This window comes from Nonomuraea sp. NPDC054003 (assembly GCF_055585125.1).
The window spans coordinates 42342-60940 of record NZ_JBVJKR010000015.1 but is presented as its reverse complement, the minus strand read 5'-3'; the positions used below and the strand labels follow the sequence as shown (position 1 = coordinate 60940).

Sequence of the window (18599 nt, the reverse complement as noted above, 5' to 3'; positions counted from 1 at the left end):
AAGAAAATTAGGTGAGGCTAAGCTAACGCCTCATGAGACGTCCCCTCACTCTGACCGTGCTGCTCGCGAGCGCGTTGGTGCTCGGGCCGGCCGCCTGTGGTGGCGCGCCCGAGAGCGACTCCGCCTCCGGTGGAGACAAGAAGATCACCGTTTACAGCGGGCGCAGCGAGTCGCTGGTCAAGCCGCTTCTGGAACGTTTCAGCCAAGAGAGTGGCATCACCGTCGAGGCCAGGTACGGCAACACCGCCGCCATGGCCGGCCAGCTCCTGGAGGAGGGAGACCGCTCGCCCGCCGACGCGTTCTTCGCCCAGGACGCGGGTGCGCTGGGCGCGGTGGCCAAGCAGGGCATGTTCGCCCCGCTGCCCGACGACCTGACCGGCAAGGTGCCCGAGACGTACCGGGCCGGCAGCAAGGAGTGGGTCGGCGTCACCGCCCGCTCGCGGGTCCTGGTCTACAACCCCGACCTCGTACAAGAGGCGGACCTGCCCGCGTCGGTCTTCGACCTCACCGAACCGGAGTGGAAGGGCAAGGTCGGCGTGGCCCCGACCAACGCCTCCTTCCAGGCGTTCGTGACCGCGATCCGGGTCCAGCACGGCGAGGAGAAGGCCAAGGAGTTCCTGACCGGGCTCCAGGCCAACGAACCGCAGATCCGCGAGGGCAACGGCCCGATCCTGGAGGAGGTCGACGAAGGCAAGATCGCCATCGGCCTCATCAACCACTACTACCTGGGCGAGCTGGCCAAGGAGCGCGGCACCACGCCGGACACGCTCAAGGCCAAGCTGCACTTCTTCCCCGGCGGCGACACCGGCGCGCTGGTGAACGTGGCCGGGGTGGGCGTGCTCAAGAAGGCCGCCGAGGACCCCGACGTGCGGGCGTTCGTCACGTACCTGCTCGGCGCGGACGCGCAGAAGTACTTCGCCGAGCAGACGTACGAGTACCCGGTCGTGGACGGCGTGGCCCCGCCCGCGTTCGTGCCGCCGCTCGACCAGCTGACCGCGCCCGACGTGGACCTCAACGACCTCGACGAGCTGGAGGCCACGATCGCGCTGATCAAGGAATCGGGGCTCGTCCCGTAGTGATGCGCACGCGCACGCGCCGGCCGCTGCTGCTCGCCCTCTCGGTGGTGACGGTGGCGGTCGCGCTCGTCCCGGTGGCCTACCTGACGGTCAGGACGGCCGAGGCCGGATGGGCGCGGATCGCGGAGGAGGTGCTCACCGTCCGAACGGCCCGGCTGGCCGTCCTGACCGTGGGCCTGGCGGCCGTCGTGACCGTGGCCTGCACCGTCCTGGGCGTGGCGTCGGCGTTCCTCGTCGTACGCACCGACCTGCCGGGCAGGCGGCTGTTCGCGGTGCTGGCGGCGCTGCCGCTGGCCGTGCCCACCTACATCGCCGCGTTCGCCTGGCGGTCGTCGGTGGACGGGTTCGAGGGCTTCTGGGCGGCCGCGCTCGTGCTGACCCTCTGCTCGTACCCGTACGTCTTCCTGCCCGTCGCGGCGGCGCTCGTCAACGCGGACCCGTCGCAGCAGGAGGTGTCGCGCTCGCTCGGCAGGAGCGCGTGGCGCACGTTCACCGGCGTGACGCTGCGGCAGATCAGGCCCGCCTACGCCGGCGGGGCGCTGCTGGTGGCGCTGTACGTGCTTTCGGACTTCGGCGCGGTGTCGATCGTGCGCGCCGACACCTTCACCCGGGCCGTGTTCGTCGCCTTCGACCTGGGCTTCGACCGCACCGGCGCGCTGGTGCTGTCCACCGTGCTGGTGGTGCTGACCATGCTGGTGCTCGCGGGGGAGACCGTCACCCGCCGTCGCGGCGCCCGGTACGCGCACCTCGGCGGCACCCGCAGGACCGCGGCCAGGCAGCGGCTCGGGCGGGCCCGCTGGCCCGCCGCCGCCGCGCTGGCCGTGCTGGCGGGGCTCGCGCTCGGCGTCACCGCGCTCAGCCTCGGCCTCCGGATGCTCCAGGGCGTCTCCCGTCCGGGCGCCTGGGCGGAGGTGGCCGCCGCCATGGGCAACTCGCTCTGGCTGTCACTGGCCGGGGCCGCGCTCACCATGGCGCTCGCGCTGCCGCTCGGCCTGCTGACGGCCAAGGCTCCTGGACCTGTCGCGACCCTGCTCGACCGGCTCGCCTACGTCAGCCACGCGCTGCCGGGCGTGGTGATCGGGCTGTCGCTGGTGTCGTTCGGGGTCACGCTCGCGTACCCGCTCTACCAGACGACCTGGCTGCTGGCGCTCGGCTACGCCGCCCTGTTCCTGCCGCTCGCCCTCGCCGCCGTCGCCGGGGCCGCCGCGCAGGCGCCGCCGGTGCTGGAGGACGTGGCCCGCTCGCTCGGGCGCGGGCCGGTGGCCGTGCTGCGCACGGTGACGCTGCCCCTCGTCCTGCCCGGCATCGGCGCGGGCGCCGCGCTGGTCTTCCTGACCTGCATGAAGGAGCTGCCCGCCACGCTGCTGCTGCGGCCGACGGGCGTCGACACCCTGGCCACCGAGCTGTGGACGCACACCACCGTGGCCGCGTACGCGGCGGCGGCCCCTTACGCGGCGCTGCTCGTGCTGCTGTCATCGGTGCCCGCGTGGCTGCTCACCGCGCGCACCGGCATACTCACCGCGGAGACCTCACGATGAGCCAGTTGGACCTGCGGGGACTCGTCAAGCGCTACGGCGCGGTGACCGCGCTCGGCGGTGCGGACCTCGCCGTGCCCGGCGGCACCCTCACCGCCGTGCTCGGCCCGTCCGGCTGCGGTAAGACCACGCTGCTGCGGTGCGTGGCGGGCTTCGAACGGCTCGACGCCGGCGAGATCTCCGTCGACGGCCGCGTGGTCGCCGGGCCGGGCACGCACACGCCGCCCGAGCGGCGGCACGTCGTCACGGTCCCGCAGGAGGGCGCGCTCTTCCCCCATCTGTCCGTACGGGACAACGTCGCGTACGGGCTGACCCGCGAGGAGCGCCGCTCAGGCCGGGCCGAGGAGGTGCTCGACCTGGTCGGCCTGGCCGGGTACGGCGACCGGATGCCGCACCACCTGTCCGGAGGCCAGCAGCAGCGGGTCGCCGTGGCCCGCGCCCTGGCGCCGCGGCCCTCGGTCATCCTGCTCGACGAGCCGTTCAGCGCGCTCGACGCCGGACTCCGCGCCGACCTGCGCAGGGACGTGCGGGCCGCGCTGCGGGCCGACAAGGCGACCGGCATCCTGGTCACCCACGACCAGAACGAGGCGCTGTCCGTCGCCGACCAGGTGGCGGTGATGCGCGACGGCCGCGTCCTGCAGAGCGGTCCTCCCGTCGAGCTCTACCGCGAGCCGGCCGACCCGTGGGTGGCGGCCTTCGTGGGCGAGGCCGTGTTCCTCCCGGCGACCGCCCCCGACCTGCTGACGCCGCTCGGCCCGGTCGCCGCGGACCGGGTCCCCGGCGGTACGGGCGAGCTGACGGTCATGGTGCGGCCCGAGCAGATCGTGCTCACGGAAGGGCCCGGCGTGTCGGCCACCGTGACCGGCCACGACTTCCACGGCCACGACGCCACCGTCGCGCTCCTGCTGGCGGACGGCACCCGCGTCACCGCCCGCGTGCCCGGCCACGCCGTCCCTGTCGCCGCCGGCTCGGCGGTGTCGGTGCGGGTCGAGGGGGCGTGCCGGGTGTGGCGCGCGGGTCACTTGGACAGGTAGAGGGTCTTCCAGGTGCCGGCGTACAGGCAGTTGAGTGACGGCTTGGACCGCTTGCCCTCGGCGCAGACCTTGAGCTCGACCTGGTAGACGTCGCTGTCGGTGAACGAGAAGCTCTTGGCCGTCCGGTACGTGCAGTCGCGGACGCTGCGGTGCTTGTGCGGCAGCTGGTTCCCGTCCCGGTAGGTGATGCGGAACACGGCCCAGCCGCAGACCTTGGACGAGGCGGCGTAGTCGTAGACCTTGCCGGTGATCTTCACGGTGTCGGCGGTGGGAAGGTCCGCGTGGTCCTCGCCCTTGGCGGTCAGCGTGCCGACGGCCTTGGCCTTCTGGCCGGGAGCGTAACGCGGGCCCCACGGGGCGGCGGCTTCGGTGGTGGCGGTCGCGGCCTGGGCGGCGGGGGCGATTGCGAGAAGGGTGCCTGCGGCGAGGGCGAGAACGGCGACGGGGCGGGAGAGCGACATCGGTGCGGTCCTTTCTCAAGTTTTCCTGACCGCACTGTGCGCCGCCCCGCTTTCAACCCCCTTGCCGGGTGGAATCCGCCGCTTTCAACATTCTTGCCCCCCGCAGCGGCCATCTCCGTTGATCAGGTCCGGTAGCGTCCACCCATGCTGAAGACGATCGCGTTGGTGGTGGCCGGTGCGCTGATGGCGCCCGCGCAGGCGCCCGCCATCCCGAAGGACTTCCTGCTGTACGAGAAGCAGGCGCGGCAGGACGACGAGCACTGGATCCACGGCCTGGACGGGGCGGAGGACGTGTGGAACATCCAGTGCAGCCCCGTGATGCTCTCCGGGTGGAAGGAGAGCCGGGAGGTCTCGTACGACACGAAGATCGGCGGCGGTGAGCGCACCGACCGCAGGCGCGGCGAGCAGCTGTTCGTGTTCGCCAGTGCCAAGGGCGCGGGGAAGATGATGGACCGGATGCGCGCCCTGCTCAGGCAGTGCGGCAAGACGGTCAAGGTGGGCAAGCCGCGCATCGGCGACGAGGCGCTGCAGGCGGCGCGGACGATCCGGCCCACGAAGAAGGCGCCGATCCCGCAGACGCAGAAGTTCGTCGCCGTGCGCGAGGGCTCCGCCGTGGCGATCTACTGGGACATGCACAACGACGCCAAGCCGCTGCGCACCCTGGCCAGACACCGGGCGGACGCCGCGAAGATGGCCGCCAAGATGGCCCGCTACTGGTCGAGGTAGGCCCTGCTGTCGTGACGGAAGAGGTGGACGATCACCCCGATCGCCAGGCCGAGCCCACGATGGCCGGAAGGCTCAGCCCGCCGCCCGCGGCCAGGTTGGCAAGGTAGCCCAGGACGTTCATCGCCATGATCGCGATGAGGCCGAAGCGGGCCCAGCGCCTGCGGGCGGTCAGCTTGACCGTCAGGAAGGCCGTGAGCGCGAGGAGGGCGGCGCTCCACCCCGTGATCAGGTAGATCTGCGAGGTGTCCACCCCGGCCGGGGCGAACCCCGCGAAGAAGAGGATGAGGCCGGCGACCAGGGCCATCACCACGATGTAGATCCAGAGCAGGATCCGAGCGGTCCGAACCGGCCTGGGCATGGGGGTGGCTTCGTCCATGGCATGACCGTAGCCGCCCCCGAGGCTTTGCGAACGCTTCTTCCCTCCTGTCCGCTACCGGAGTCGCCCGGCCCGGCGGGCCGTCACCGCCGAGGCCAGCACCAGAAGGGTGAGCAGCGCCCAGTAGACCAGGCCCTTCCTGCCGTGGTCGGGCAGGTTCGCCGCCAGATAGACCAGACCGGGCGCCACGTAGACGGCCGCGGCCAGCGCCCACCGGCCGTCCCGCACGGCGACCGTGGCCAGCAGGGCCGCCGCCAGCGCCGTCACCTCCACCCCGGCCCAGAACAGCAGCCAGAGGATCTCCTCCCGGTACCCGAAGTTCACGTACTGCAGAGCCCAGCACCCGATCGGCACCAGCGCCCACAGCCACGACCGGGACGGCATCCGCCCGGGACGCACGGCGAGGACCGCCAGCCCGGCCACCACCACCCAGTACGGCGCGGGGTGCTCGGACCAGGGGCCGAAGTCGCCCACCCCGTGGGCCTGCAGCGCGGCCGCCGCGGCCAGCGGCAGCGCGAGCCGCACCCACCCCCGCATGATCGCCAGGACGAGCAGGACGGCGAGGGCCGTCCACACGGGGCGCACCAGATGGGGCAGCACGTGCACCTTGCCCGCGTACGTGCTCGCCGCCACGGCCAGCACGCCCACGTGCAGCCCGTCCGCCCACCAGGCCGTGCGCCCGCCGGCCTCCCTGACCCGGGCCGCGAGCCCGCCGCCGACCAGGTGCAGCACCTCCCGGGCCGGCGGCCACCGCCGCTCCCCGGTCGCCTCCATCAGGGTGGCGACCAGCTCCTCGCCACGCTCCCGGCGGTAGGCGGGCGGATAGGCCACCAGCAGCCGCCGCCAGGTGCGCTCAAGCGGATCGGCGGCCGATCCGGGGGCGGCCGTCATGCTCCGCTCACCGCGATCCTGCTCGTGACGATCGCGGCGGCGCGCTGGAGCCGGAGGGCCTCGGCGCTGACGGCGGCCACGCCCTCGTCGGTGATCCGGTAGTAGCGCCGCGCCCGCCCGTCGACGATCTCCTCGCGGTCGATCGTCACCAGGCCGGCCGCCGACAGCCGGTCCAGCGCCCCGTACAGGGTGCCCACCGCCGGCTTCACCCGCCCGGCAGACTGTTCGGCGGTCCGTTTGATGATCCCGTAGCCGTGCAACGGCTCTTCCAGGAGCGCGGCGAGGATGAAGTACGTCGCCTCGGTCATCTTCATGTCGGACACCATATATCGGCTACCGAAATATATCGGCCTACTTGACGAACCTCGCCGCGATCCGCTTGCCCGCGCGCTGGGCGGGCGCCTCCACCAGCCGGTACGTCAGCGCCGCGCAGCCGAGCAGCGCCCCCAGCACCACCACGCCCAGCCCGGCCCGGTACGGCCACGCGACGGCGGCCGGATCCGCCAGCAGCCCGTCCACGATCTCCAGCAGGATCGGGTGCAGCAGGTAGACCGAGTAGCTCACCATCCCCAGCCACGCCCACCACGCCGGCACCCGCCGCCCGGCCAGCAGCATCCCGGCCGCGAACGTGGCCCACGCCGCCACCACCGCGCTCACCCACGGCCACGGGACGCCGTCGCCGTGCCAGAGCGCCGCGGCCACGGCCGCGACCGGCACGCTCCCCGCCAGCGCCGCCGCCCGCCACGGCGCGACCTGCCCGTCCCGCACCCGGTACAGGGCCGTGCCGGCGAACATGGTGGCCAGGATCGTCAGGCTCTGCCAGGCCGGGATCCGCCCGTTCACCAGGATCAGCCCGAGCACCACCACCCCGAGCACCAGCGCCCCGGCCCGCCGCGCACCAGGACGCCCGCTCAGCACCCCCGCCAGCCCGCACCCCACCAGCGCGATCACGGCGAGCACGGTGCCGAGCGTCGCCCCGGCCCCGCGCGACAGCAGCACCGACGGCAGCACCCCGCCCAGCAGCACGGCCGCGGCCCCGAACCCGAAGGCGACCTCCGCGCTGCGCCGGTGCACCCCGGCCACGTACAGGGCGGTGACCAGGAGGTAGAAGGCCATCTCGTACGAGAGCGTCCAGAGCACGTTGAGCACGTTCGGCACGTTGAGCAGGTCCTGCAGCATGGTCAGATGCCCGAGCACCGCCGACGCCGGCCGGTCGGTGAGCCAGACGTGCATCGGGTCGACGCCGGAGACGGCCAGCAGCAGGGCCGCCGCCACGGCCACCGCCCACAGCGGGTAGAGCCGGAAGAACCGGCCGGCCCAGAACCCGGCCACGCTGCCCCGCCGCTCCAGCGAGGCGGGGATCACGTAACCGCTCACCAGGAAGAACACTATGACGCCATCAGATCTAGCGAGGGGACTGCCGGGTGAACCCGGCAGGGGAATCGCTTCCCTGTTATCGTTTCTTTGTTTGAAACGGGCAGGGCTTGTCCGTCGCCTACCTTGGCAGAGGGAAGCGAGAAGCCGCCTCCTTAAGGGGGGCGGAGGAGTCACAGATCCCGGCGTCGAACCAGGCTCCGGTGACGGCGCGCAGCGCGTCCAGGCAACCCAGGCGGCTCTCGCGCCCCGGAGCGGGCGCGAGCGTCTCCAGTGTCCCCGTGGAATTGGCCATCGCGGGCTGACGCTACCGTGCGATATGCCCCCTATGCCCGAATAACGGAGATCGAGCGAAGGGCGGGAGTTGTCCCGCCCATACCGATCACCCGTTCAGGGTCACATGTTGATCATGTGGCCGGCCAGGCCGTGGATCGCCTCCTTGACCGCCTCGCCCAGCGTCGGGTGGGCGTGCACGTTGCGGGCCACCTCGTGCACCGTCAGGTCCCACTGCTGGGCCAGCGTCAGCTCGGGCAGCAGCTCGGTGACCTCGGGGCCGATCAGGTGGGCGCCGAGCAGCTCGCCGTGCTCGTTGTCGCTGACGATCTTCACGAAGCCGTTCGCGTCGCCCAGGCCGTGCGCCTTGCCGTTGGCGGTGAACGGGAACTTGACCACCTTGACGTCGTGGCCCAGGTCGCGGGCCTGCGCCTCGGTGTAGCCGAAGCTGGCCACCTGCGGCTGGCAGTAGGTGGCGCGCGGGATCATCACGTAGTCGAGCTCCATGGTCTCGGCGCCCGCGATGGTCTCGGCGGCGATCATGCCCATCGACTCGGCGGCGTGCGCCAGCATGAGCTTGGCGGTGACGTCGCCGATCGCGTAGATGTGCGGCACGTTGGTGCGCAGGCGGCCGTCGACCGCGATCGCGCCCCTGTCGGTCAGCTCGACGCCGGTCTTCTCCAGGCCGTAGCCGTCGACGCGCGGCTGGAAGCCGATCGCCTGGAGCACCTTGTCGGCCTCCAGCACCTGCTGCTGCCCGTCGCGCGACACGGTCACCTTGACCGACGAGCCGGTGTCCTCGATGTTCTCCACCCGGGTGGAGGTGTGCAGCTCGATGCCGAGCCGCTTGTAGCGCTTGGCCAGCTCGGCCGAGACCTCCTCGTCCTCCAGCGGCACGATCCGGTCGAGGAACTCCACGATCGTGACCTTGACGCCGTAGTTGTGGAGCACGTAAGCGAACTCCACGCCGATGGCGCCCGCGCCCGCGATGATGACGCTGCCGGGCAGCTCCTCCGAGAGGATCTGCTCCTCGTACGTCACCACCCGCTCCGACAGCGACGTGCCGGGGATCAGCCTGGTGGTCGCGCCGGCGGCGATGATGCAGTTGTCGAAGGTGATCGTCTCGTCGTTCACCTGGATGGTGTTGGCGTCGAGGAACGTGCCTCGGCCGTCGTACTCCGTGATGGAGTTCTTCTTCATCAGGTAGTGGATGCCCTTGACCCGGCCGTCCGCGACCTTGCGGCTGCGCGTGAAGGCGGCGCCGTAGTCGAACGTGACGTCACCCTGGATGCCGAAGGTCTTGGCCTCCTTGGTGAAGATGTGGGCCAGCTCGGCGTTGCGCAGCAGCGCCTTGGACGGGATGCAGCCCACGTTCAGGCAGACGCCACCCCAGTACTTCTCCTCGATGACCGCCGTGCGCAGCCCGAGCTGGGAGGCGCGTACGGCGGCCGTGTATCCTCCCGGACCCGCGCCCAGGACCACGACGTCGTAGTGAGTGCTCATGGTTCGGACCATACCGCTCGCCGGAGGGCTCACCTGACCGTCACCCCCGCGGCTGGACGTCCACCTGGTAGGGCAGTGTCAGCTCGTCGGCGACCTTGCCCCGAATACCCCAGTTGACCTGCGGCATCTCGATGATTGTGATTTCCACGTCTTCTGGCTCGTACGGGAGCCGCTCGTAGATCGTCCGGATGAGCGCGCGCTTGGCGTCGTCGCTGCGGCCGGTGAAGCAGACGATCTCGATGATCAGGTATGAGCCGGAACGCTGGGGACAGACCAGGTCGTCGGCGTCCAGCAGCAGGAACCGGTGGAACCGCTTGTCCTCCGGCAGCCCCCACGCCTCGACCAGGCATCCCTGGAGCAGGTCGGAGACCTCCCGCTGCCGCCCCGCCCACACCTCACGCCGCCCGTAGACCTTCACCTGAGCCATGTCGGTCACTATAGAACCGTGATCCGCATACTGCTGGCCGACGACGAGGCCATGATGCGCGCCGGGGTGCGGGCCATCCTGGCGTCCGACCCGAAGCTCGACGTGGTGGCCGAGGCCGGCGACGGGCGCGAGGCGGTCGACCTGGCGATCAGCCACCACCCGGACGTCGCGCTGCTCGACATCCGCATGCCGGTGCTCGACGGGCTGGCCGCGGCGGCCGAGATGCGCAGGGCGGCGCCGGGCACGGCGGTGGTGATGCTGACCACGTTCGGCGAGGACGACTACATCGCCAAGGCGCTGGAAGTGGGCGCGAGCGGCTTCCTGCTCAAGTCGGGCGACCCACGCGAGCTGATCGCGGGCGTGCACGCGGTGGCCGGCGGCGCGGCCTACCTCTCGCCGAAGGTCGCCCACCGGGTGATCGCCCAGCTCGCCGGCGGCCGGATGGCGCGCGGCGCGCACGCCCGCGACCGGCTGGAGTCGCTGACCGAGCGCGAGCGCGAGGTGCTGGCCCTGGTCGGCGCCGGGCTGTCGAACGCGGAGATCGCCGGCCGCCTGCACATCGTCGAGGGCACGGTGAAGGCGTACGTGAGCGCGATACTCACCCGGCTGGGCGTCCGCAACCGGGTCCAGGCGGCGATCATCGCCTACGAGGCGGGATTGGTAGCCTGACACGTGATGTATCGCCTCGTGTTCACGCAGGTCTTGCGGCGGTTCGACGCCGAGGCCGTGCACCACCGGACCGTCAGGGGGCTGGCGTTGGTCGCCAGACTGCCCCTGCTCAAGCGCCTGCTCCACAGGGCGCTCGCCCCGCACGACCCGGCGCTGCGGATCACCGCGTTCGGCGTGCACTTCCCCGGCCCGCTCGGGCTGGCCGCCGGCTTCGACAAGGACGCCGCCTGCGCGGAGGCCGTGGCCGCGCTCGGCTTCTCGCACGTCGAGGTCGGCACGATCACCGCGCACGCGCAGCCGGGCAACCCGCGCCCGCGGCTGTTCAGGCTCGTACGCGAGCGGGCGGTGGTCAACAGGATGGGCTTCAACAACGCCGGAGCCCCGGCCGCCGCCCGCCGCCTGCGCCGCACCCGTGGGGTGCCCGCCGTGGTCGGCGTCAACATCGGCAAGACCAAGGTCGTGCCCGAGTCCGAGGCGGCCGCCGACTACGTCACCAGCGCCAAGGAGCTCGCGCCCCTGGCCGACTACCTGGTGGTCAACGTCAGCTCGCCCAACACGCCCGGCCTGCGCGACCTCCAGGCGGTGTCGCTGCTGCGGCCCCTGCTGAGCGCGGTCAAGGAGGTCTGCGACAGCACGCCGCGGCGCACCCCGCTGCTCGTGAAGATCGCGCCCGACCTGGCCGACGACGACGTCGACGCCGTCGCGGACCTGGCGCTGGAGCTGGGGCTCGACGGCATCATCGCGACCAACACCACGATCGCGCACGACGGCCCCACCGGCGGGCTGTCCGGCCGCCCCCTCAAGGCCCGCTCGCTGGAGGTGCTGCGGCGGCTGCGCGCCCGTGTCGGCGACCGGCTCACCCTGGTGTCCGTGGGCGGCGTCGAGGACGTCGACGACGTCTGGGAGCGCCTCCTGGCCGGCGCCACCCTGGTCCAGGGCTACACCGGCTGGATCTACGGCGGCCCGCTGTGGGCGTCCCGCATCCACCGCCAGCTCTCCCGCCGCGTCCGCCGCCACCGCCTGACCTCCATCACCGCCATAATCGGCCGCACGGCCCCTGCGGATTCCCGCCGTACGGACCCCGGATCCGGAGAGATCGGCCGCGCGACTTCCGGATCCGCGGCGACCGATCGTACGGACCCTGGATCTGGAGAGATCGGCCGCACGGCCCCCGACTCCGCGGAGGCCGGTCGTACGGTCTCCGACGACTCGCGGTGACCGGTCCGGTGGAGCTCGGCGGCGGGGTCGTGCTGCGTCCGCTGGCGCTCGACGACGCCGAGCCGCTCGCGGACGCGTACCGTCGCAACCGCGACCACCTGCGCCGCTGGGAGCCGAGGCGCACGGAGGAGTTCTTCACCACGGCGGGCCAGGCCGCGCGGGTGGCGGAGATGCTCAAGATCCGCGACGAGCACCGGATGTTCCCGTGGGTGCTCGCCGACGGCCCGCTGATCGTCGGCATCCTCAACGTGAACGACATCGTGCTCGGCGCCTTCCGCAACGGCCACCTGGGCTACTGGGTCGACGCCGCCCGCAACGGCCGCGGCCTGGCCACCGGCGCGGTGCGGGAGGCCTGCCGCGTCGCGGCGGAGTCGCTGGGGCTGCACCGCCTCCAGGCCGGCACCCTCCTCGGCAACCACGGCTCCCAGCGCGTGCTGCGCAAGTGCGGCTTCACCGAGATCGGCGTGGCCGAGAAGTACCTGCACATCGACGGCGAGTGGCGAGACCACCTGCTCTTCGAGAAGATCCTGCATGACGGCCCGCCCGGGTAGGACTGTCGGCACGGGCGGCTAACGTCCGAGCGTCGGATGCCGGACACGACGGCCGGGAGTTGAGTGGTGGCGCGCGCGAGACCCGACGAGGTCGAGGTCACGGTCGAGCAGCTCGTCCACGTCGGCGACGACGACTACACCGTCGCCCGGGTGAGCGCCGACGACATGCCCTCCTTCATCGCCTCCGGCCGGACGCTGGCCGGGGCGCAGCCGGGGGAGCGGCTGCTGCTCGCCGGCGAGTGGGGCGAGCACCCCCGCTTCGGCGCCCGCCTGCAGGTCCGCCGGTGCGAGCGGATCGCGCCCTCGACCGTCCGCGCCATCGCCCTCTACCTCGGCTCCGGTCTCATCCGCGGCGTCGGGCCGCGCCTGGCCCACGCCATCGTCAGCCACTTCGGCGAGGAGACGCTCAAGGTCATCGACACCGAGCCCGGCCGGCTGCGCGAGGTGGTCAACATCGGCGCCATCCGTCAGGCCCAGATCGTCGAGGCGTGGGCCGAGCAGAAGGCCGTCGCCGCCCTCATGGTCGCCCTGCAGGGCTTCGGGGTGAGCCCGCTGCTCGCCGCCAAGATCTACCAGGTGTACGGCGACGAGTCGCTGCGTGTCCTCACCACCGATCCCTACCAGCTCGTGGGCCGGGTGCGCGGCATCGCCTTCCAGAGCGCCGACCGCATCGCGCTGCGCTCCGGCGTCCCCGAGGACAGCCCGCAGCGCGTCAAGGCGGCCGTGGTCGACCGGATCGAGGCGGCCGCGGCCAGCGGCGGCCACTGCTTCGTGCCGCTGCGCGCGCTCGTCGCCCAGGTGGCCGCGCTGGTCGAGCAGGACGAGCCGAAGATCAGGCAGGCCGTCGACGCGCTCCACGCCGACCGCCGGGTGGTCGTCGAGGCGTCACCCTCCGACCCGGGCCGCCTGGTCGTCTACGGCAAGCAGGAACACAGCCGCGAGGTCGCGCTGGCCGCTCACCTCGCCCGGCTCGCCCGCGCCCCGTCCAAGCTGCGGCTGCGGCCCTTCCAGGAGGACGACCGGCTCCACGACGACCAGCGCGCGGCGGTCAACCTGGTGCTGACCAGCACGGTCTCGGTGCTGACCGGCGGTCCGGGCTGCGGCAAGAGCCACACGGTGGCCGCCATCGCCGCCACCGTGCGGGCGATGGGCGGCCGGGTGACGCTCACCGCGCCCACGGGCAAGGCGGCCAAGCGCCTGTCGGAGCTGACCGGGCTGCCCGCGATGACCGTCCACCGCATGCTCGCCCAGCAGCCGGAGGACGACGGCGCGCTGTTCCAGGAGCGGCCCGTCGAGGCCGACCTCATCGTGGTCGACGAGGCGTCCATGCTCGACCTGCAGCTCGCCACCCGGCTGGCGTCGGCCGTCCCGTCCGGCAGCCACCTGCTGCTGGTCGGCGACAGCGACCAGCTGCCCAGCATCGGCCCCGGCCGGGTGCTGGCCGACCTGCTGAGCGTCGAGGAGATCCCGCGCGTCCGGCTCACCCACATCTTCCGCCAGGCGCAGGGCAGCGGCATCGTCAGGGCCGCCCACCACGTGCGGGCCGGCGAGCTGCCCGGGCTGCCCGGCGGCGGCGGGTTCTGGTTCGAGGAGCTCGACGACCCGCAGGCGGTGGCCGACCGGGTCATCCACCTCGCCACCGAGGCCATCCCCCGCAAGCAGGGCATCCGCCCCGACCAGGTGCAGGTGCTCTGCCCGATGCGCAAGGGCGTCACGGGCACCGTCGAGCTGGGCCGCCGCCTGCAGGAGCGGCTCAACCCGCCGGGCGACGGGGTCGACGAGCACTGGTACGGCTCCTCGGTCTACCGGGCGGGCGACCGGGTCCTGCCCATCCGCAACAACTACGACAAGGGCGTCTTCAACGGTGAGACCGCCACGGTCACCGCCGTCGACCAGCGCGAGCGGCTGGTGGAGCTGCGCACCGACGACGGCCGCACGGTCGAGTACGCCTTCGGCGAGCTCGACGAGCTGACCCACGCGTACGCGATCAGCGTGCACCGCTCCCAGGGCAGCGAATACCCGTTCGTGGTCGCCCCGATCGTCGCCGAGTCCGGCGGCATCATGCTGCGCCGCAGCCTCCTCTACACGCTGGTGACCAGGGCCAAGTCGTGGGTGGTGCTGGTGGGCCGGCGCGAGGCCCTGGAGATGGCGGTCCACACCCTCGGCCGCAGACGCAACACCGCGCTGCCGCAGCGGCTGGCCCTCGCGCTGGCCTGACGGGTCAGATGCTGGGCCGGGTCGACTCGGGGTCGTGGGTCATGGCCTCGATGCGGTCCATCACCTCGTCGAGCCGGATGACGCCGGGGAGGTGCGGCCTGCGGCGCTGCCACGGGTGCGGCCCGGCCGGCGGGCGATACTCGACGCCGAGCGCGTCCAGCCGCCCCAGGTGGGCCTCCAGGCGGCCGGGGAAGTCGTCCTGGGCGCCCCAGGCGATGTCGGCCAGCGCGCACGCCCTGGGCCACATCCGGTAGTCGAGGGTGCGCGGGTCGGGCACGCGCTCCGTCCAGAGCTGCGCCTGCACGCCGATGACCCGCTCACGCTCCTGAGGAGCCCAGTCGTCCGGGGCGGGGTCGAACGCGGCCACGTCGGCCACGGTGATCGTCTCGCCGATGGCCAGCGGCTCGTCGGGCGAGGCCGCCTCCGCGTAGTCGAAGTAGAGCGGGAAGACCGAGGTGGCCACCACGTCGTGGCCCGCGGCGGCGGCGCGGCGGGCCACGCCCTGCCCGCGCCACGGCATGACGACCGTGTCCGGCCGCAGCCCGCCGCTCACGAACGCCTCGTCCCACACCACCGCGCGGCTGCCCCGCTCGGCCAGCGCGTCGGCCAGCCGCCGCAGGAACCACGCCTGCAGGTCGTTGACCGTGGCCAGGCCGAGCGACTCGCGGTAGGCGTCGATCTCGGGCGAGGCGGCCCACTGGTCGAGCACCACCTCGTCGCCGCCGATGTGCACGTAGGGGGTCTCGCCAAGCGCCCCCAGCAGCTCGTCGAAGATCGTGGTGAGGAACTCGACCGTCGGCGGCAGCGGCGACAGGATGGCGGGGGAGATGCCCCACCGGTCGAGCACGTCATGCGGCTCGCCCGTGGCGCCCAGCGACGGGTAGGCCGCCAGGATCGCCGAGGCGTGCCCTGGCACGTCGATCTCCGGCACCACGGTCACCGCCCTGTCGCGGGCGTAGGCGGCGATCTCGGCCAGGTCGTCCAGGGTGTAGTAGCCGCCGTGCGGGATGCCGTCGAACGCCTCCGGCTGACCGTACGGGTGCACGGCCGAGCGCGGCCGGTGGGAGGACATCTCGTGCAGCAGCGGGTAGGCCCGGCTCTCCACCCGCCAGCCCTGGTCGTCGGCCAGGTGGAGGTGGAGGCGGTTGAGCTTGTGCAGCGCCATGAGGTCGACCAGCCGCATGACCTCCCGCTTGGGGAAGAAGTGGCGCGCCACGTCCAGGTGGAGCCCGCGCCACGGGAAGCGGGGTTCGTCCTCGATCCGCGCCCCGGGCACGGTCCACGACGTCGCGGCACCGTACCGGAAGGCCTCGTCGGGCAGCAGCTGGCGCAGCGACTGGGCGGCGTAGAACGCGCCCGCCCGGCCGCCGGCGGCGATCTCGACGCCGCGCGAGCCCACCGTCAGCCGGTAGGCCTCGTCGCCGAGCGAGGGGTCGAGCCGCAGGTCGATCGCGCCGTCGTCGCCCGGCAGCAAGTCCAGCCCCGGCATCGCGGTGCGGACGGCGCCGATCAGGTCGGCCGGCCCCGAGACGGCGGCCCCGGCGGTCAGCTCGTAGGAGGCGGACAAGGGACGGCTGAGCTTCGGGCGAGGGATCATGACTTCAGATAGTGCTGCAAGCCGTTCGCCAGCGCCAGCGCGATCTTCTGGCGGAACGCCGGGTCGCGGAACTTCGCCGCCTCACCCGCGTTGCGCATGTTGCCGGCCTCGATGAAGACCTTCGGCACCGTCGACAGGTTGAGCCCGCCCAGGTCGCCGCGGTAGTCGAGCCCCTTCTTGCCGATGTAGGTGGAGTACGGCAGCCCGGTGCCCTCGCGGAAGGCGTCGCGCACGGCCTTGCCCAGCCTGGCCGAGGCGCCCACCACGGGGTCGACCGGGCCGCCGATCTTCTTCGGCATGATGACGTGGAAGCCGCGGTTTCCTGGGCTGGAGCCGTCGGCGTGGACCGAGATCGCGGCGTCGGCCTCGCTGCGGTTGCCGATCGCGGCCCGCTCGGTGATGCACGGGCCGACGCCGGTGTTGCTGGAGCGGGTGAGCTTCACCGTCGCGCCGCGGCTCCTGAGGATCTTGGCCATGCGCGTGGACACGTCCCAGTTGAAGGCCGCCTCGGAGTAGCCGCTGTTGGTGGAGGTGCCGGTGGTGTCGCAGGCCTTCCACTGGGTCAGCACGTTGACCTTGCGGTTGATTTCCTTCGGGGCGCGGGCGTTGCCTCCGTTGTGTCCCGGGTCGATGACGACGACCCTGCCGTCGAGCGGCCGCACGGAGGGGGCCTTCTCGGCGGGCCGGGCCGAGCCGGCCGACCGGGCGGGCTCGGCGGCCGTGGCGCTCGACGTGGGCCCGGCGTCCCGGCGCGCCATCTGGTCCGCCACGGGGGCACCGGGAACGGCGCCGCCGCACGCGGAGGCGACCAGGCCGCAGGCAGCGAGAAGAGAGGCGGGAAGCGCACGCATGCGCTCCAACTTACGGCAACCTCGTCCGCGGGGTGCGGAACGCCGCGAACCCGCTCACCACACGTGCTCGCCGACCTCCTGACGCTGGAGGAGGGCGGCCAGCTCCCGCGCGTCCTCGGCGTCCAGGCCGAGGACGACGCGGGGCCGGCCCCACGGGTGGTCGAGCGAGTGGGCGACGTAGCTGGCGACGGACTCCACGCCGACGTCGGTGCCCCGGCCCCGCCCGGCGCGCCACTGCGCCCAGGCGCGCTCGAGCTCGGCCGCGGCACGCTGGGCGCACGACACCAGTTCCGGATCACGCATGGCTGTCCCCCCGGATCAGATCGTGGCCGGACCGCAAGTCCGGCCACAATTAGCATGACCCTGGCGAGTTAACCGCCGGGCGGGGCGTCACGGAGCGTGTTGACCGACCTTTGACATCCTCTTAGGCAGGACCCGTGCTGCGCCGCACGATCAGCTCCGGTGTCACCTCGCGTAGCCGGGCGGCCTTGGCCGGCTCGGAGATGCGATCGCTCAGCAGCGCCGCGGCCGTCCGCCCCATCGCGCGCCGGGGCTGGTCGACCGAGGTCAGGGAGATGTGGTCCGACGCCGCCAGGTGGGTGTTGTCGTAGCCGATCACCGAGAGGTCTTCCGGCACCCGCAGGCCGAGTTCGGCCGCGGCGATCAGCACGCCGAGCGCGACCACGTCGTTGGCGGCGAATATGGCGGTGGGCCTCGGTTCGCGGGTCAGCAGGGCGAGTGCCGCCGTCCTGCCGCCGTCCTCCGAGGCGTCCGCCGCCTCGACCATGATGTAGGGCGCCAGCGAGTGCCTGCGCATGGCCACGAGGTAGCCCTCGCAGCGGGAGGGGCGCGGGCCCTCGATGTGCGCGATGCGCTTGTGCCCGGCCGCGACCAGGTGGTCGATCGCCAGGCGCGCGCCGTGCTGGTCGTCGTCGACCACGATGTCGACGCCGTCGAGCTCGATGTCACGTTCCCCGACGACCACCGTCGGGGTGTACGAGGTCGCCTCGATCAGGGTTTCGCTGGTGGGCGCGATGCCTAAGAGCACCAGCCCGTCGACCCGGAGTTCCAGGAAGGCCTCCACGGCCTCGTCCTCGAACGCCGGGTCCCACTGGCTGTTGCCGATCAGCATGCGCAGCCCGTCGCCGTGCAGGCTCTCCTGCAGGCCGTCGAGGAACTCGGCGTAGAACGGGTTGTGCAGGTCGGCGACGAGTGCGCCGACGAGGTGCGTGCGGCCTTCCACGAGGCTGCGCGCGACGGCGTTCGGCCGGTAGCCGAGTTCACGGGCCGCCTGCAGCACGGCCTGGCGCCGGTGCTCGCTCACGTGCGGGGATCCGCGCAGCACGAGTGAGACCAGCGATTTCGAGACGCCGGCTCGCTCGGCGACGTTGCGGATGGTGGGCCTTGGTCGAGGCAGCGCGTCTACCTCTCTCAGCTCGGTGATGGTCGATGACTTCACTGGCGGTCCTGGCATGTGTCTCCCCCGCGATGCGGATGTTGGGGCACCTGTACCACCAAACGATCGAGTTCGCCGCAGGGTACGGCCTGGGTTCCGGAAGCCCGTCATTGCCCGGATGTCCGCAGGTCGGCAAGGGATGAGGCCGGAGCGTTCAGAAGCTCGACGGCGTGCGACGACTGCGTTTCGACCGCGCGACGCTCAGTCGCGCATGGGTCCGCGCGCCTCGGCGGGCGGCGCGGGTGGCGTGGGAAGGAAACCGGGGAAGGATGGCGCCGGGCGGGCGGCGCCAACTCCCCTGTATGACGTCCGAGTCGTCACTGGGGTGGACCGGGCCACGCCGACCTGGCCCACCGTGAGAACC

Annotated in this window: 19 protein-coding genes; 8 read left to right on the top strand and 11 right to left on the bottom strand. The window is 72.4% G+C overall.

The window, feature by feature from the left end:
- Window positions 1-32 precede the first annotated feature (32 nt).
- Genes ACZ6YG_RS33745 through ACZ6YG_RS33735 form a run of 3 tightly spaced genes read left to right on the top strand, consistent with a single transcriptional unit; the run spans window position 33 to window position 3645 of the window.
- Window positions 33-1076, top strand: coding sequence for an iron ABC transporter substrate-binding protein (locus ACZ6YG_RS33745; RefSeq protein ID WP_148035205.1), 1044 nt, complete (start codon window positions 33-35; stop codon window positions 1074-1076).
- A gap of 2 nt (window positions 1077-1078) precedes the next feature.
- Complete coding sequence (locus ACZ6YG_RS33740; protein ID WP_466020239.1) at window positions 1079-2614, top strand: ABC transporter permease; 1536 nt, start codon at window positions 1079-1081, stop codon at window positions 2612-2614.
- Window positions 2611-3645, top strand: a complete 1035-nt coding sequence (locus tag ACZ6YG_RS33735) for an ABC transporter ATP-binding protein (protein ID WP_466020238.1) — start codon at window positions 2611-2613, stop codon at window positions 3643-3645. The genes ACZ6YG_RS33740 and ACZ6YG_RS33735 overlap by 4 nt, the downstream gene beginning before the upstream one ends.
- Here the strand turns inward: ACZ6YG_RS33735 and ACZ6YG_RS33730 are convergent.
- The gene (locus tag ACZ6YG_RS33730) at window positions 3630-4106 is read right to left on the bottom strand and encodes a hypothetical protein (RefSeq protein ID WP_219546713.1); all 477 of its coding nucleotides are present in this window, start codon (window positions 4104-4106) and stop codon (window positions 3630-3632) included. The genes ACZ6YG_RS33735 and ACZ6YG_RS33730 overlap by 16 nt on opposite strands.
- Window positions 4107-4250: 144 nt before the next feature.
- On the opposite strand from ACZ6YG_RS33730, the gene ACZ6YG_RS33725 reads away from it, so the two are divergent.
- Window positions 4251-4832 (top strand): hypothetical protein, encoded by a 582-nt coding sequence (locus ACZ6YG_RS33725; protein WP_466020237.1) that lies wholly within the window; start codon window positions 4251-4253, stop codon window positions 4830-4832.
- A gap of 31 nt (window positions 4833-4863) precedes the next feature.
- Here the strand turns inward: ACZ6YG_RS33725 and ACZ6YG_RS33720 are convergent, their stop codons facing one another.
- From ACZ6YG_RS33720 to ACZ6YG_RS33695, 6 genes are all read right to left on the bottom strand, one after another.
- Window positions 4864-5208: a hypothetical protein gene (locus ACZ6YG_RS33720; RefSeq protein WP_466020236.1), complete on the bottom strand. Its 345-nt coding sequence runs from the start codon at window positions 5206-5208 to the stop codon at window positions 4864-4866.
- 54 nt (window positions 5209-5262) lie between these two features.
- A complete protein-coding gene (locus ACZ6YG_RS33715) occupies window positions 5263-6099 on the bottom strand; it encodes a hypothetical protein (RefSeq protein WP_466020235.1) in 837 nt (278 codons plus the stop codon).
- Window positions 6096-6413, bottom strand: a complete 318-nt coding sequence (locus ACZ6YG_RS33710; protein WP_261808926.1) for a PadR family transcriptional regulator — start codon at window positions 6411-6413, stop codon at window positions 6096-6098. Before ACZ6YG_RS33710 ends, ACZ6YG_RS33715 begins: the two co-directional genes overlap by 4 nt.
- A gap of 37 nt (window positions 6414-6450) precedes the next feature.
- Window positions 6451-7488, bottom strand: a complete 1038-nt coding sequence (locus ACZ6YG_RS33705) for an acyltransferase family protein (RefSeq protein ID WP_466020234.1) — start codon at window positions 7486-7488, stop codon at window positions 6451-6453.
- A 381-nt stretch (window positions 7489-7869) separates the two neighbouring features.
- Window positions 7870-9249 carry a dihydrolipoyl dehydrogenase gene (lpdA, locus tag ACZ6YG_RS33700; protein WP_466020233.1) on the bottom strand — a complete coding sequence of 460 codons (1380 nt, stop codon included), beginning with the start codon at window positions 9247-9249 and terminating at the stop codon, window positions 7870-7872.
- A 40-nt stretch (window positions 9250-9289) separates the two neighbouring features.
- The gene (locus ACZ6YG_RS33695) at window positions 9290-9676 is read right to left on the bottom strand and encodes a tautomerase family protein (RefSeq protein ID WP_148035196.1); all 387 of its coding nucleotides are present in this window, start codon (window positions 9674-9676) and stop codon (window positions 9290-9292) included.
- Window positions 9677-9694: 18 nt separating this feature from the next.
- On the opposite strand from ACZ6YG_RS33695, the gene ACZ6YG_RS33690 reads away from it, so the two are divergent.
- The 4 genes from ACZ6YG_RS33690 to recD2 all read left to right on the top strand — a co-directional run bounded on the left by ACZ6YG_RS33690 (window position 9695) and on the right by recD2 (window position 14331).
- A complete protein-coding gene (locus ACZ6YG_RS33690) occupies window positions 9695-10345 on the top strand; it encodes a response regulator (protein ID WP_148035195.1) in 651 nt (216 codons plus the stop codon).
- A 3-nt stretch (window positions 10346-10348) separates the two neighbouring features.
- On the top strand, window positions 10349-11563 hold the full coding sequence (locus ACZ6YG_RS33685; protein WP_466020232.1) for a quinone-dependent dihydroorotate dehydrogenase: 1215 nt from the start codon (window positions 10349-10351) through the stop codon (window positions 11561-11563).
- Entirely contained in the window at window positions 11560-12114 is a 555-nt protein-coding gene (locus ACZ6YG_RS33680) for a GNAT family N-acetyltransferase (RefSeq protein ID WP_466020231.1), read from the top strand. The genes ACZ6YG_RS33685 and ACZ6YG_RS33680 overlap by 4 nt, the downstream gene beginning before the upstream one ends.
- A 66-nt stretch (window positions 12115-12180) precedes the next feature.
- Window positions 12181-14331, top strand: coding sequence for an SF1B family DNA helicase RecD2 (gene recD2 / locus ACZ6YG_RS33675; RefSeq protein WP_466020230.1), 2151 nt, complete (start codon window positions 12181-12183; stop codon window positions 14329-14331).
- A 4-nt stretch (window positions 14332-14335) separates the two neighbouring features.
- Here recD2 and ACZ6YG_RS33670 read toward each other — a convergent pair whose 3' ends face one another.
- The 4 genes from ACZ6YG_RS33670 to ACZ6YG_RS33655 all read right to left on the bottom strand — a co-directional run bounded on the left by ACZ6YG_RS33670 (window position 14336) and on the right by ACZ6YG_RS33655 (window position 18238).
- The gene (locus ACZ6YG_RS33670; RefSeq protein ID WP_466020229.1) at window positions 14336-15928 is read right to left on the bottom strand and encodes a beta-N-acetylhexosaminidase; all 1593 of its coding nucleotides are present in this window, start codon (window positions 15926-15928) and stop codon (window positions 14336-14338) included.
- A complete protein-coding gene (locus ACZ6YG_RS33665; RefSeq protein ID WP_364229741.1) occupies window positions 15925-16779 on the bottom strand; it encodes an N-acetylmuramoyl-L-alanine amidase in 855 nt (284 codons plus the stop codon). The genes ACZ6YG_RS33670 and ACZ6YG_RS33665 overlap by 4 nt, the downstream gene beginning before the upstream one ends.
- A 54-nt stretch (window positions 16780-16833) precedes the next feature.
- Window positions 16834-17082, bottom strand: a complete 249-nt coding sequence (locus ACZ6YG_RS33660) for a hypothetical protein (protein ID WP_148035189.1) — start codon at window positions 17080-17082, stop codon at window positions 16834-16836.
- Window positions 17083-17203: 121 nt separating this feature from the next.
- Window positions 17204-18238: a LacI family DNA-binding transcriptional regulator gene (locus tag ACZ6YG_RS33655; RefSeq protein WP_261808923.1), complete on the bottom strand. Its 1035-nt coding sequence runs from the start codon at window positions 18236-18238 to the stop codon at window positions 17204-17206.
- Window positions 18239-18599: the final 361 nt, after the last annotated feature.

Bases quoted from the DNA above. Each gene is read 5' to 3' on its own strand.
- ACZ6YG_RS33715 (WP_466020235.1), bottom strand. From the start codon at position 6,099: ATGACGGCCGCCCCCGGATCGGCCGCCGATCCGCTTGAGCGCACCTGG.
- ACZ6YG_RS33695 (WP_148035196.1), bottom strand. From the start codon at position 9,676: ATGGCTCAGGTGAAGGTCTACGGGCGGCGTGAGGTGTGGGCGGGGCGG.
- ACZ6YG_RS33740 (WP_466020239.1), top strand. From the start codon at position 1,079: ATGCGCACGCGCACGCGCCGGCCGCTGCTGCTCGCCCTCTCGGTGGTG.
- ACZ6YG_RS33670 (WP_466020229.1), bottom strand. From the start codon at position 15,928: ATGATCCCTCGCCCGAAGCTCAGCCGTCCCTTGTCCGCCTCCTACGAG.
- ACZ6YG_RS33735 (WP_466020238.1), top strand. From the start codon at position 2,611: ATGAGCCAGTTGGACCTGCGGGGACTCGTCAAGCGCTACGGCGCGGTG.
- ACZ6YG_RS33725 (WP_466020237.1), top strand. From the start codon at position 4,251: ATGCTGAAGACGATCGCGTTGGTGGTGGCCGGTGCGCTGATGGCGCCC.
- ACZ6YG_RS33730 (WP_219546713.1), bottom strand. From the start codon at position 4,106: ATGTCGCTCTCCCGCCCCGTCGCCGTTCTCGCCCTCGCCGCAGGCACC.
- lpdA (WP_466020233.1), bottom strand. From the start codon at position 9,249: ATGAGCACTCACTACGACGTCGTGGTCCTGGGCGCGGGTCCGGGAGGA.
- ACZ6YG_RS33660 (WP_148035189.1), bottom strand. From the start codon at position 17,082: ATGCGTGATCCGGAACTGGTGTCGTGCGCCCAGCGTGCCGCGGCCGAG.
- ACZ6YG_RS33720 (WP_466020236.1), bottom strand. From the start codon at position 5,208: ATGGACGAAGCCACCCCCATGCCCAGGCCGGTTCGGACCGCTCGGATC.
- ACZ6YG_RS33665 (WP_364229741.1), bottom strand. From the start codon at position 16,779: ATGCGTGCGCTTCCCGCCTCTCTTCTCGCTGCCTGCGGCCTGGTCGCC.
- ACZ6YG_RS33710 (WP_261808926.1), bottom strand. From the start codon at position 6,413: ATGAAGATGACCGAGGCGACGTACTTCATCCTCGCCGCGCTCCTGGAA.
- ACZ6YG_RS33745 (WP_148035205.1), top strand. From the start codon at position 33: ATGAGACGTCCCCTCACTCTGACCGTGCTGCTCGCGAGCGCGTTGGTG.